The sequence below is a fragment of the Rhodococcus sp. P3_B8 genome (genome assembly GCF_056402775.1).
In genome coordinates, this window is sequence record NZ_JBFUGT010000186.1 from 1 (window position 1) to 12,453 (window position 12,453).

The window sequence follows — 12,453 nt, forward strand, 5'->3', positions numbered from 1 at the left end:
TGCTACCAGAAAGGCGCACGGGCGGCGGAGCCGCCTACTTCTGGCGGAGCAGGTACCGCTGCACCTTGCCGCTGGGGGTCTTGGGCAGGTTGGGGACGAAGTGCACGGTGCGCGGGTAGGCGTGCGCCGCGAACTTCTTCTTCACCAGCGTCTGCAGTTCGACCTCCAGTTCGTCGGTCCCGTCGACGCCTTCGCGCAGGACCACGAACGCCTCGAGCACCTCACCGCGCAACTCGTCGGGCATCCCGACGACCGCAGCCTCGACGACCTCGTCGTGCATCACGAGCACACTCTCGACGTCGAAGGGCCCGATCCGGTAGCCGGCCATGATGATCACGTCGTCGTCGCGGGCGGAGAAGAAGAAGAAGCCGTCCTCGTCGGTCTGCCCGGCGTCGCCGGTGAGATACCAGCGACCGTCGGCGGTGAACCGCTGCGCGGTCTTCTCCGGGGCGTCGACGTAGCCGGTGAACCACATCAGTGGGCTGCCCAGTGTGTCGATCGCGACCCGACCCGGGGTGCGCGGCGGCGCGATCGCGTCGGAGTCGTCCTCGAGGACGGCGCACGCCCACCCCGGCAGCGGTTTGCCCATGGACCCGTCGCGCACCTCGTCCCGCAGTCCGTCGGCCCAGGAGTTGGCGATGAACATGCCGTGCTCGKTCTGGCCGTAGTGGTCGCGCACGAACACGTTCAGGTTGGCCTCGGCCCACGAGATCACGTCGGGGGTGAGCGGTTCACCCGCCGACGACGCGCGCCGCAGTGTCACCGTCTCGGGGATCGGCGTGGGGTCGGCCCGCAGGCTGCGGTAGACCGTGGGCGCGGCGGCGAAGTTGGTGACGCCGAAGCGCTCCATCACCTGCCAGGTGAGGGGCGCGGAGAACCCGGCGTGCAGCAGGATGCTGCGGATGCCCGCGGCGAGGGGCCCGAGCAGGGCGTAGTACAGGCCGTACGCCCAGCCGGGGTCGGCGGCGTTCCAGAACACGTCGTCCTTGCGGACGTCGAGGCCGAACTCCTGGTAGGCGTGGAACGACGCGAGGGCCCGCAGCCGCACCGGCACCCCCTTCGGTGTGCCGGTCGTGCCGCTGGTGAACAACTGGACGAGGGGGCCGTCGCCGCCGACCGTGACGGCCGCACCCTTCGCATCCGCGGGGTCGTGCGACTCCACGRGCGTCGCGAAGTCGAGCGCATCGGTGCCGGCCCCGCCCACGACGACGACCTGCCAGGACGCGTCCGCGGGGATGTCCTCCCCTGGAGTCAGCTTGTCGAGCTGGTTGGCGTCGGAGACCACGACCTTCGCCCCGCTCGCGCCCAGCCGGAACGCGATCGCGGGCGGCGCGAACGCGGTGAACAGGGGAACGTGGACGGCACCCCGGCGCCAGATGCCGAGCAGCGCGACGACCAGTTCGGCCGACTTGCCCATCAGCGTCGCGACGTGGTCGCCCGGCTCGACGCCGAGGTCGGCGAGTGCGGCGGCGAATCGCGTGGACTGCTCGCGCAGGTAGCCGTAGGTGAGGTCCGTCGACGACAGATCCGATTCGACGACGGTGAATGCCACGTCGTCGGCGGGGTGTCGATCACACAGCAGTTCCGCGGCGGACGCCGTCGGCGTGTCGTACTGGTCCAGCAGCTCACGCACGCGTGCGGTGGGATCGGTGGTCATGCGGTACTCCTTGTGCTCTCATGGCCTGTGACAGATGATCGGGCCGTCGCCCGAACTCACTACGGTTATGATCTAGCTCACAGACCGCTGTGACTACCCCCGGAAAGGGGTGACCGACTTGGTTGCTCGTGCACCGTCGCTGCTGCGCCCTCGGGACGGGGACGCACTTCGGGGTGAGCTGCGCTCCATCGCAGCTCACGGTGTCGCGCCGGTCCTGTTCGGCGGCGAGGTCCAGGACGGCACACTGCACCTCAGCGAGTTCGTCGGCACCCGCACCAACAACCTCAAGGGCCTCGCAATCCCCTCGCGTTCCGGTCTCGGTGGCCGCGTCGTCGCCCAGCGCACACCGGTGGCGGTCAACGACTACGGCCGCTCCTCGACCATTACCCACCACTACGACCGGCCCGTCCTCAGTGAGGGACTCCGGTCCATCCTCGCGGTGCCGGTCATGGTGCGGGGCAGTTCGCGCGCGGTGCTCTACGCCGCCATCCGCGACTGCGCACCGATCGGCGACCGCACCGCCGACATCGTCGTCGCGGCGTCCCGGCGCCTCGGCACCGAGATCGCCATCCGGGACGAGGTCGATCGCCGCCTCGAGATGATGAAGACGCTCGACGTCAGCGGCGCCGGCGGCGCCACCACCGAGGAACTCCGCAACATCCACGCGGAGCTGCGGAGTGTCGCACAGACCGTCGCCGACACGTCGTTGCAGACCCGTCTCCGCGGGCTGTCGCAGCGACTGGCGGGCATTCTGCGGCCGGACGCCGACAGCGCCGACGAGGACCCCGGCGTCCGCCTCACCCCACGCGAGATCGACGTCCTGTCTCACGTGGCCCTGGGATGCACCAACAGTGAAGCAGCACAGCGCCTCTCGGTGGGCCCCGAGACGGTGAAGAGTTACCTGCGCAGTGCCATGAGCAAGCTCGACGCACGGTCGCGGCACGAGGCGGTGGTCACCGCGCGCAGGCTCGGGCTGCTCCCCTAGCGAACACAGTCTTCTCGAACGAGGGACGCAGGCGGTAGCGAAAGGCGGTGGATCATGGGATCGACAGCGGACGCCACGAGTTCGAACGCACCGGATTCGAATTCGCCCGAACAGCCGAGCCTCAAGCGGGTGATGGGCCCGGGGCTGCTCCTGCTGTTCATCGTCGGAGACATCCTCGGCACCGGCATCTACGCGCTCACCGGAAAGGTGGCCAATCAGGTCGGGGGTGCGGTGTGGCTGCCGTTCCTGGTGGCATTCGTCGTCGCGATCATCACCGCATTCAGTTATCTGGAGCTGGTCACCAAGTTCCCGAAGGCCGCGGGCGCCGCCCTGTACACGCACAAGGCGTTCGGGGTGCACTTCCTCACGTACATGGTCGCGTTCGCGGTGATGTGCTCGGGAATCACGTCCGCGTCGACGGCGTCGCGGGCGTTCGCTGCCAATTTCGTCGAGGCGTTCGACCTCGACTTCTCCACCGGGATCGGCATCACTCTGCTCGGTCTCGGCTTCATGACGCTGGTGGGTCTCGTCAACTTCCGCGGAGTCAGCGAGAGCGTCAAGACCAACGTCGTCCTCACCTGCGTCGAGCTGTCCGGTCTCCTGATCATCATCATGATCGGGCTGTGGGCCCTCGGCGTCGGAGACGGCGACTTCTCCCGGGTGGCCACGTTCGACACCGGCGACCGATCCGCACTCGGCGCGGTCGTCGCGGGCACCGCCCTCGCCTTCTTCGCGATGGTCGGGTTCGAGGACTCGGTCAACATGGCCGAGGAATGCAAGGAACCGAGCCGCATCTTCCCCAAGGTCCTGCTGACCGGCCTGATCATCACCGGCTGCATCTACGTGTTCGTGTCGATCACCGCGATCGCCCTCGTACCCGTGAGCGAACTCGGCGAGGGTGACACCCCGCTGCTGAAGGTCGTTCAGGCCGGGGCGCCCGGGTTCCCGATCGGGATCTTCGCATTCATCACCATGTTCGCCGTCGCCAACACGGCGCTGATCAACATGCTGATGGCGAGCCGGCTGCTGTACGGCATGAGCCGCGAGGGCGTCCTGCCTCCCCCGCTCGGCAAGGTTCACGCCACGCGGCGCACGCCGTACGTTGCCATCGTCTTCACCACGATCCTCGCCTTCGGCCTCATCACGTTCGTCGGTGAGGTCCCCGAACTCGGCGGCACCACCGCGCTGCTGCTGCTGGGCGTGTTCACCATCGTCAACATCACCGTGCTCGTCTTGCGCAAGCAGCCGGTGGAGCACAAGCATTTCCGGGTGCCGACCATCTTTCCGATCATCGGCGCCCTCACGTGTGGCTTCCTGGTCACTCCTTTCGCCGACCGTCCCGCGGTGCAGTACCAGATCGYGGGCGTTCTCCTCGGAATCGGTGTCGTGCTGTGGGCCGGGACCGTCCTCGTGAACAAGAGGCTCGGCAAGAGCGGGCCCCAGATCGACCCCGAGAAACTCGCCGAGCACGAGTGACCTGCCCGGTCGCCGCTCAGTACAACGAGAGGAACAGTTCGACGGACCCGTCCGGATGATGCACCTCGAGGTCCTCCGCGAAGGCGCGTTCGATCCGGCCGCGCGCCGCCGCGTAGTCGGCGACGCTCCACGTCTCGGCGAGCGCCTCCGGTTCCGATTCGTCCTCGCAACAGAATCGGGCGAAATAGCCGGAACGCACGCCGACCAGGACGTCGCCGGGTTCCATCTTGTCGGTCGAATCGCACGGGTATCCGACGACGACCGTGAACGTGCGCGGCGGCGGGGACGCCGCGTAGACGACGAAGATCTCGGAGATCCCCCGATCCCTGATCCGCTCCACCGTGTAGTCGACGAGTTCCCGGCCCGGCCCGGGACGTCCGGGTTTGCCTTCGGGAATGGTCAGGCCCACAAACGATTCGGCCTGCCTCTTGACGATCTCGATCATCGCTCCTCACCCATCACACTCGACCCCACCGCACTCGACGGCGCCCCGGACTCGTCCACGTGGATCGGAATGTACAGATCCACGGCGTAGGCGTGGGGGTACGCTTCGAGGTCCCCGGTGTACGTCCGCTCGATGTCGCCGTTCGTCTCCGCCTCGCTGACCTGCGCCCACAGCCGCAGCATCACGTCGGGAAACATTCCCCGCGAAGAGAATTTGGCGTACGTGCCGGGCGGTATCCGCGAAATGACGTGACCCCGAGTGGCGTCGTCCACCGTCGCGCATTCGTACCCGACGATCTGGGTGTAATACGACTCGACGTCGGGAGCGAAGTCGATGTAGGTGGACGCGAGCGGTCCCCCGACCTCGTGGTGGAGCACGCGCGTCCATGCACGGTCCAGGCGGGGGTCGCTCAGTTTCCCCAACGCCCGCTGGGGGCTTCGCACGGGCAGACCGGCCACCAGGGTCTCGCCGCGTTCGATGATCTCGAACCCCATGTCAGATCGCATCCTCGAGAACGTGTGCGTCGCGAACGCCGACGCAGGGCACCCCTCGAGCCCGCGCCAGCTGCATCGCCATCGCATCGGATGGCGAACAGAGTCCGTCCAGGACGTCCTCGGTCGCGATCGCGCAGACGACGTCACCCTCACATTCGCTGATCGATTCCATTCCACGGTCGGAAGCCCACTGCCGCAACGCAACCCACCGCGTAAGCTCCGTACCGGCGCCCGGGCGCCCGACGAACAACACCCTCCGGGTGCCGTTCGCTGTCTCCACGCGGTTCACTTCTGCACTGATGGTCATGGTCCGACTTCCTGTCCACGTTGGCTTTTCGATCCCGGCTGTGCGGGTTCTTCCGTCTGCAACCAACTATGGACCGCCTCGGCGGCAGCGTCTGTCCACCGATCAGTCCCTGAACAGGATGAATTCCGCGTCCCCCGATCGGTGGACAGCGTCGGTGTCAGTACCCCTCGGGCAGCGCGGCGAACATGTCGCGGGTGACGGCGACGGCGTTGTCGGAACTGCCGCCGCGCACCACCAGCGTCGCGAACGCGAGGTCGCCGCGGTAGCCGACGAACCAGGCGTGGGAACCGCCCTCGACCTCCGCCTCACCCGTCTTGCCGTACACCTCGCCCTGGTCTTCGATCCGCTCCGCGGTACCGCTCGTCACCACGAGACGCATCATCCCGCGCAGCCCGTCGACCATCTCCGGGCTGATCTGAGGATGCTCGCCGTCGATCGTGGTTTCCCGTCCGGCGATCAACCGCGGCACGGGCGTCGAACCGTGCGCGATGGTCGCGGCGGCCAACGCCATCCCGAACGGACTCACCACCACCTTGCCCTGACCGAATCCGTCCTCGGTTCGCTGCACCAGATCCTCGGCCGGCGGCACCGAACCCGAGTCGGTCGGCAAGCCCACCACTTCGTAGTCGGGGCCGATTCCGTACTGCGACGCAGCGACCGTCAGTGCGTCGGGACGCATCTCGCTGGCGAGTTTCGCGAACGACGTGTTGCAGGAGCGGGCGAACGCCGTGGCCATCGGCACGGTGCCGAGCGCGAATTCGTTGTAGTTCGGGACGCTGCGCTCACCGATCTCGATGCGTCCCGGACAGGGCACCATCGTGTCGGGTGTCGCGATGCCCGACGAGATCGCGGCGCCGGCGGTGATGATCTTGAACGTCGAACCGGGCGGATACAGGCCGGTGAGCGCGACCGGTCCGTCCCTGTCCGCGGCCTTGTTCTGTGCGACGGCCAGGACGTCGCCGGTCGACGGCTGGATGACGACCATCATCGTCTGGTCGGTGCGAGCATTGACGGCGTTCTGCGCGGCGATCTGGATGGGACGGTCGAGGCTGATCGAGAACGACGGGGAGGTCTGCGGCGCCGTCTCGGTGAGCACGTCCGTGTCCACGCCGTTCTGGTTGACCGTCACCACACTCCAGCCGGCCTTGCCGTCGACCTCGTCGATCACGGTCTTCTTCACCTGACCGACCAGATCGGGTGCGAAGTTCCGGTCGGTGGCCACGAGATCCGCCTCGTCGGACACGCTCACACCGGGAATGGCGCCGAGCACGCCCGCGACCTGTTCGTAGTCGTCCGACCGCAGCCTGGTGACGAGGTAGTCGCCCTTCACCGCCGTCGCCGATTCGGCGATCGACTGCGCAGTAAGCGTGTTGTCGAACGTGGCGAGCGCCGACGCCAGGGACTGGGCACTGCCGATCACGTTGCCCGACTGCGCCGCATCGAACTTCACGCGGTACACCACGCCGGGCACGAGGACGTCCGACCCGGAATGCTCGTTGACCCGCGCCCGCGGGGCGGCAGTGGACCGCAGCGACATCGTCTGCCGATCACCCAGCCGGGGATGGACGTTGGTGGAACTCCACCGCACGGCCCAGTCGCCGCCGCGCCGCCCCATCTGGAGTTCACCCGAATACGTCCACACCCGGTCCTTCGGCAGATGCCACTCGTACGTGTACCCGACGGTGGCCGTGTCACCGCTGACGTGGACATCCGTCGTCCGGGCGTCGAGAGACTCGGCCTGCAGCGACGTCCACGCGGACTCGAGGGCCTGGCGGGCGACGTCGGGCCGGTCCGACAGATCGGCGGCCTCCTCCGAGTCCTGCTCGGCGAAGGCCGTCAGAAACGCCTGCGCGGCCGGTTCCGGACCGTCCGGTCTCGGCGTGCACGCCGTGAGACCCACCGTCAGCACAGCGGCGCCGCAGAGGGCGATCGACTGGACGACGCGTAAGCGAGAATGTGGCCGCAGGTTCATCGCCGCCCATGGTATGTCGGCGGACACCGCCGACACGGTAGGCGGACTGCGAGTCAGTCCAGGAGAATTGTGGCGAACGTCGCGACCTGGCTGAAGCCGATGCGCGCGTAGGCGCTGCGGGCCACCGTGTTGAAGCTGTTGACGTAGAGGCTGGCGATGCGGCCCTCGGCGATGACGGCCTCCGCAACCGTCGCGGTACCTGCCGCCCCGAACCCGTGCCCGCGATACATCGGATGCACCCAGACGCCTTGGATCTGCCCCACCCGCGAGGACACCGATCCGACCTCGGCCTTGAACACCACCTGACCGTCGTCGAATCTGGCCCACGCCCGGCCGGCGGCGATGAGATTGGCGACGCGGCGCCGGTACCCTCGTCCGCCGTCGTTGGCGCGGGGATCGATGCCGACCTCTTCGATGAACATCGCGACCGCGGCAGGCAGGTACTGCTCGAGTTCGTGCATCCGCACCTGCCGGACCAAGGGATCCGGGCGGCACTGCGGGGTACTCGCCAGCGCCAGCAGCGGCTGGTCGGGCCGGACCTCGCGGGCAGGCCCCCAATCCATCTCGAGCATCTCCCACAGCGGCAACGTCAGTTCGGCCCGGCCGACCAGCGACGAACACATGCGCGGGGTGCGACAGGCCCGGTCGGCGAACGCCCGCATGTCGTCGATGCTGCCGCGCAGCGGCACGAAATTCGCGCCCGAGAAGCACAACGATTCGAGCGGCCCGCCCCGACTCCACAACTCTCCGTGGATCATCCGGGGATCGACGCCGCCCTCTTCTACACGAGCGGCAACCATACAGGCGGCGACAGGATCGGCGTCGAGAACGCGGAGCACGTGTGCCGCGTCCCGACTGCTCAACTGTTTGGCACCGAGGAGCTTGAGCATCTACCCAACCTTGTCAGCTAGTGGACCTGCCCACCAGATTGCCATGAACTCGCCGGAAACGGGAGACGTTTCGTTGCCCGCTGCCTGCGYCGACTCAGCTGACCGTCACGACGGGTGATCCGGACGTCGCATCACCCTCCATCTCCTCGGCGATCCGCATCGCTTCCTCGATGAGGGTTTCGACGATCTGCGCCTCCGGCACGGTCTTGATGACCTTGCCCTTGACGAAGATCTGCCCCTTGCCGTTGCCGGACGCGACACCCAGGTCGGCCTCGCGGGCCTCACCGGGACCGTTGACGACGCACCCCATGACGGCCACGCGCAGCGGGATCTCCATGCCCTCGAGACCGGCGGTGACCTCGTCGGCCAGCGTGTACACGTCGACCTGCGCGCGCCCACACGACGGGCAGGACACGATCTCGAGCTTCCGGGGCCGCAGGTTCAGCGACTGCAGGATCTGCGTGCCAACCTTGATCTCCTCGGCGGGCGGGGCGGACAGCGACACCCGGATGGTGTCGCCGATGCCGTCGGCCAGCAGCGCACCGAACGCCACCGCCGACTTGATCGTGCCCTGGAACGCCGGACCGGCCTCGGTCACCCCGAGATGCAGCGGGTAGTTGCACTGCGCCGCCAGCTGCCGGTAGGCCTCGACCATGATCACCGGGTCGTTGTGCTTCACCGAGATCTTGATGTCACCGAACCCGTGTTGCTCGAACAGTCCCGCCTCCCACAGGGCGGACTCGACGAGCGCCTCCGGCGTGGCCTTGCCGTACTTCTGCATCAGCCGCGGGTCGAGGGAACCGGCGTTGACGCCGATGCGGATCGGGATACCGGCGTCACCCGCGGCCTTCGCGACCTCCTTGACGCGTCCGTCGAACTCCTTGATGTTGCCGGGGTTCACGCGGACGGCCGCGCAGCCCGCCTCGATGGCGGCGAAGATGTACCGGGGCTGGAAGTGGATGTCGGCGATGACCGGGATCTGGCTCTTCTTCGCGATGATCGCGAGGGCGTCGGCGTCCTCCTGCCGCGGGCAGGCGACGCGGACGATGTCGCAGCCGGACGCCGTGAGTTCGGCGATCTGCTGCAGGGTGGCGTTGACGTCGTGGGTCTTGGTGGTGCACATCGACTGCACGGATACCGGGTAGTCGCTGCCGACACCGACAGTCCCGACCTGGAGCTGGCGAGTCTTGCGGCGGGGTGCGAGAACGGCGGCCGGGCCTTCGGGCATACCCAATCCGACAGGGCTGGTCACGTGGGTGCCTTCTTTCGTAGCTTCAAGTCCGAGTTTAGCGATCACTGGAAGAGCTTGATCGGGTTGACGATGTCGGCGGTCAGGGTGAGGAGCATGTATGCGCCGCCTATGACGATCACCACATAGGTGACGGGCAGAAGTTTCATGTAGTCGACGGGTCCCCCGCTGGGCAGTCCGCGCCTGCTGCGGAACCAGTCCCGGACCCGCTCGTACACGGTGACCGCCATGTGCCCGCCGTCGAGTGGCAGCAGCGGCAGGAGGTTGAACATCCCGAGGAAGAAGTTCAGGCTCGCGAGCAGCAGCACGAACGCTTCCCAGATGCCCTGTTCGGCGATCTGGCCGCCGATGACGCTGGCGCCGTACACGGAGATCGGGGTCTCCGGGTCGCGTTCTCCACCCGTCACCGCGTGCCACAGGTCGACGGCCTTGCTCGGCATCTGCACCAGCCGCTCGGCGGTCATGACGAACATGTCGCCGGTGAACTCGAACGAGGCGGGCACCGCCGAGAGGGCCGAGTGCTCGACGACGCTCGGTGTCGCGCCGATACCGATCGCGCCGACGGTCGCCTCGTGAGGTTCGGTCTCCCCCTCCTCCTGGACCCAGCGCTGCACCTGCTGGACCGGGACGACGATCGTCTGCTCTTCGCCGTCCCGCTCGATCGTGAAGTCCACCGGACCGGACAGCGATCGCGTGGCGGCGGCGACGTCGGCGAACGTGGGCGTGTCCTTGCCGTCGACCGCGGTGACGACGTCGCCGGTCCTGATGCCCGCCTGCTCGGCGGGGCCGGGACCGGTGCATTCGGACAGGGCGTAGTCGGGGCCGGGCCCCTGGGTGGGCGCCGCGCACCCGACCGAGCCGACGACCGCGTCGGTGGACCGGTTGAGGTCGGGCAGCCCCCAGCCGACGGCGAGGACGTAGACCAGCACGAGGCCGAGGACGAAGTTCATGCCGATGCCGCCGGACATCACCGCGAGGCGCTTCCAGGTCGGCTTCTTGTACATGGCCCGGTCTTCTTCGTCCGGTTCGAGCTCGTCCAGCGCCGTCATCCCGGCGATGTCGCAGAACCCGCCGAGTGGGAGCGCCTTGAGCCCGTACTCGGTCTCACCGCGTCGGAAGGAGAAGATCTTGGGTCCGAAACCGATGAAGTACCGGCGGACCTTCATGCCGGTGGCCTGCGCCACCCACATGTGCCCCGCTTCGTGAAGTGCGATCGACAGCGCGATCCCGAGGGCGAAGAGAACAACGCCCACTGCGAACACCATGCAGTTCTAGCCTTCCTGCTTCACGAGCTGACGTGCTCGCTCACGTGCCCAGCCGTCGGCGGCCAGTACGTCTTCCACGGTAGCCGGTGGCGCCGACCACTCGTCCGCCTCGGACAGCACGGAGGCGACGGTGCGGACGATGCGCGGGAACCGGATGATCCCGTCCAAGAATGCCTGAGCCGCGACTTCGTTCGCAGCGTTGTAGACCGCGGTGAGGCATCCCCCACCTTTGCCTGCCTCGCGGGCGAGGTCGACGGCGGGGAAAACCTGCGAGTCGAGCGGCTCGAAGTCCCAGGTGGACGCCGTGCTGAAGTCGCAGGCCGCGGCGGCGCCCGCGATCCGGTGCGGCCAGCCGAGCGCCAGGGCGATCGGAAGTTTCATGTCGGGTGGGCTGGCCTGCGCCAGCGTCGACCCGTCGGTGAACGTGACCATCGAGTGCACGATGGACTGCGGGTGAACGGTGACGTCGATCCGGTCGTAGTCGACGCCGAACAGCAGGTGGGTCTCGATCAGTTCGAGCCCCTTGTTGACGAGTGTCGCGGAGTTCAGCGTGTTCATCGGCCCCATCGACCACGTGGGGTGGGCACCGGCCTGCTCGGGTGTGACCGATTCGAGCCGATCGGCCGTCCAGCCGCGGAACGGTCCGCCCGAGGCGGTGAGAACCAGCCGGTCCACCTCGTCCGCGCTGCCGCCCCGCAGGCACTGGGCCAGCGCGGAGTGCTCGGAGTCCACCGGCACGATCTGTCCCGGAGCCGCCGCCGCGGTGACGAGGGGCCCGCCGGCGACGAGCGACTCCTTGTTGGCGAGGGCGAGCCGCGCACCGGACTCGAGCGCGGCCAGGGTCGGCTCCAGTCCCAGCGAACCGACGAGTGCGTTGAGCACGACGTCCGCTTCGGTGGTCCGCACGAGTTCGGTGACGGCGTCCGGTCCGCTCAGCACGCCGGGCCGATCCAGCGATGCGGCCGCCGACGGATCCGCGACTGCGACGGAGGACACACCCGTCTCACGAATCTGCCGGTCCAGCAGTTCGACGTTTCCGCCACCGGCCGCGAGTCCCACCACCGTGAACTTGTCCGGGTTGGCGGCCACCACCTCCAACGCCTGGGTACCGATCGAACCTGTGCTGCCGAGCAGCAGGACGCGAGTGGGCCTGTTTTCATCCACCCACCCATTGTTCCTGATGAAATGCGGACCGCCCGCCATGGATGGCCCCGCTACATACGACGGGCAGTCGTATGTCACGATATGTCGAGTAGCGCAACCGAATCTGCAGGAGGATCGATCGTGGCCGGTACCCAGTTGGAGCCCTCGTCCAGCGACCCCATCGTGGCCGCACACGTCGACACCGCGGAGGTCCCGTCGGCAGCGTGGGGCTGGAGCGGTGAGGCGCCGAAGACGTTCCGGTTCTTCGGATGGTTCTTCGCCGTGTTCCTGCTGCTCATGATCATCGGCAACCACACCGGCCTGGTCGAGGACCTGTGGCTGATCGGCTGCGCGGCCCTGATGGTCGCGATCCTCGTTCGCGACATCGTCCTGCGGCGTAAGCCCCGGTAACACCGAACCACGAACGAACCCCTCGCCCCGATTACTCGGGAACGAGGGGTTTTCGTCGTTTCGGCCTGTTCGGTGGGAGCTCAGTTCTCGGCGGCGAGYTGCCCGCAGGCGGCGGCGATCTCCTGGCCGCGGGTGTCCYGGACCGTGCAGGACACACCC

At 67.8% G+C, this 12,453-nt stretch carries 12 protein-coding genes; 3 read left to right on the forward strand and 9 right to left on the reverse strand.

What is annotated here, in order from left to right; translation table 11 throughout:
• Nucleotides 1–34 precede the first annotated feature (34 nt).
• Nucleotides 35–1,657: an AMP-binding protein gene (locus AC1D1G_RS32100; protein WP_477955232.1), complete on the reverse strand. Its 1,623-nt coding sequence runs from the start codon at nucleotides 1,655–1,657 to the stop codon at nucleotides 35–37.
• Nucleotides 1,658–1,766: 109 nt separating this feature from the next.
• On the opposite strand from AC1D1G_RS32100, the gene AC1D1G_RS32105 reads away from it, so the two are divergent.
• Nucleotides 1,767–2,642: a helix-turn-helix transcriptional regulator gene (locus tag AC1D1G_RS32105; protein WP_283334780.1), complete on the forward strand. Its 876-nt coding sequence runs from the start codon at nucleotides 1,767–1,769 to the stop codon at nucleotides 2,640–2,642.
• A 54-nt stretch (nucleotides 2,643–2,696) separates the two neighbouring features.
• Nucleotides 2,697–4,118: an APC family permease gene (locus AC1D1G_RS32110; protein ID WP_477955234.1), complete on the forward strand. Its 1,422-nt coding sequence runs from the start codon at nucleotides 2,697–2,699 to the stop codon at nucleotides 4,116–4,118.
• Between the two features lie 16 nt (nucleotides 4,119–4,134).
• Here the strand turns inward: AC1D1G_RS32110 and AC1D1G_RS32115 are convergent, their stop codons facing one another.
• The 8 genes from AC1D1G_RS32115 to dxr all read right to left on the reverse strand — a co-directional run bounded on the left by AC1D1G_RS32115 (nucleotide 4,135) and on the right by dxr (nucleotide 11,943).
• Nucleotides 4,135–4,563 (reverse strand): AraC family transcriptional regulator, encoded by a 429-nt coding sequence (locus AC1D1G_RS32115; RefSeq protein WP_283334781.1) that lies wholly within the window; start codon nucleotides 4,561–4,563, stop codon nucleotides 4,135–4,137.
• Nucleotides 4,560–5,057 (reverse strand): GyrI-like domain-containing protein, encoded by a 498-nt coding sequence (locus AC1D1G_RS32120; RefSeq protein WP_283334782.1) that lies wholly within the window; start codon nucleotides 5,055–5,057, stop codon nucleotides 4,560–4,562. The genes AC1D1G_RS32115 and AC1D1G_RS32120 overlap by 4 nt, the downstream gene beginning before the upstream one ends.
• A gap of 1 nt (nucleotide 5,058) precedes the next feature.
• Nucleotides 5,059–5,364 (reverse strand): hypothetical protein, encoded by a 306-nt coding sequence (locus AC1D1G_RS32125; RefSeq protein ID WP_105419381.1) that lies wholly within the window; start codon nucleotides 5,362–5,364, stop codon nucleotides 5,059–5,061.
• A 157-nt stretch (nucleotides 5,365–5,521) separates the two neighbouring features.
• Nucleotides 5,522–7,336 (reverse strand): penicillin-binding transpeptidase domain-containing protein, encoded by a 1,815-nt coding sequence (locus AC1D1G_RS32130; RefSeq protein ID WP_317568988.1) that lies wholly within the window; start codon nucleotides 7,334–7,336, stop codon nucleotides 5,522–5,524.
• A gap of 53 nt (nucleotides 7,337–7,389) precedes the next feature.
• On the reverse strand, nucleotides 7,390–8,226 hold the full coding sequence (locus AC1D1G_RS32135; RefSeq protein WP_009479750.1) for a GNAT family N-acetyltransferase: 837 nt from the start codon (nucleotides 8,224–8,226) through the stop codon (nucleotides 7,390–7,392).
• Nucleotides 8,227–8,320: 94 nt separating this feature from the next.
• Nucleotides 8,321–9,478, reverse strand: a complete 1,158-nt coding sequence (gene ispG, locus AC1D1G_RS32140; protein ID WP_477955236.1) for a flavodoxin-dependent (E)-4-hydroxy-3-methylbut-2-enyl-diphosphate synthase — start codon at nucleotides 9,476–9,478, stop codon at nucleotides 8,321–8,323.
• A gap of 41 nt (nucleotides 9,479–9,519) precedes the next feature.
• Nucleotides 9,520–10,740: a M50 family metallopeptidase gene (locus tag AC1D1G_RS32145; RefSeq protein WP_105419387.1), complete on the reverse strand. Its 1,221-nt coding sequence runs from the start codon at nucleotides 10,738–10,740 to the stop codon at nucleotides 9,520–9,522.
• A gap of 6 nt (nucleotides 10,741–10,746) precedes the next feature.
• A complete protein-coding gene (gene dxr, locus AC1D1G_RS32150; RefSeq protein WP_418340930.1) occupies nucleotides 10,747–11,943 on the reverse strand; it encodes a 1-deoxy-D-xylulose-5-phosphate reductoisomerase in 1,197 nt (398 codons plus the stop codon).
• An 81-nt stretch (nucleotides 11,944–12,024) separates the two neighbouring features.
• Between dxr and AC1D1G_RS32155 the strand changes: the two genes are divergently transcribed.
• On the forward strand, nucleotides 12,025–12,294 hold the full coding sequence (locus tag AC1D1G_RS32155) for a DUF2631 domain-containing protein (RefSeq protein WP_009479745.1): 270 nt from the start codon (nucleotides 12,025–12,027) through the stop codon (nucleotides 12,292–12,294).
• The last annotated feature ends 159 nt before the right edge of the window (nucleotides 12,295–12,453 follow it).

Bases quoted from the DNA above. Each gene is read 5' to 3' on its own strand.
- AC1D1G_RS32115 (WP_283334781.1), bottom strand. From the start codon at position 4,563: ATGATCGAGATCGTCAAGAGGCAGGCCGAATCGTTTGTGGGCCTGACC.
- AC1D1G_RS32120 (WP_283334782.1), bottom strand. From the start codon at position 5,057: ATGGGGTTCGAGATCATCGAACGCGGCGAGACCCTGGTGGCCGGTCTG.
- AC1D1G_RS32125 (WP_105419381.1), bottom strand. From the start codon at position 5,364: ATGACCATCAGTGCAGAAGTGAACCGCGTGGAGACAGCGAACGGCACC.
- AC1D1G_RS32130 (WP_317568988.1), bottom strand. From the start codon at position 7,336: ATGAACCTGCGGCCACATTCTCGCTTACGCGTCGTCCAGTCGATCGCC.
- AC1D1G_RS32135 (WP_009479750.1), bottom strand. From the start codon at position 8,226: ATGCTCAAGCTCCTCGGTGCCAAACAGTTGAGCAGTCGGGACGCGGCA.
- AC1D1G_RS32145 (WP_105419387.1), bottom strand. From the start codon at position 10,740: ATGGTGTTCGCAGTGGGCGTTGTTCTCTTCGCCCTCGGGATCGCGCTG.
- dxr (WP_418340930.1), bottom strand. From the start codon at position 11,943: ATGGCGGGCGGTCCGCATTTCATCAGGAACAATGGGTGGGTGGATGAA.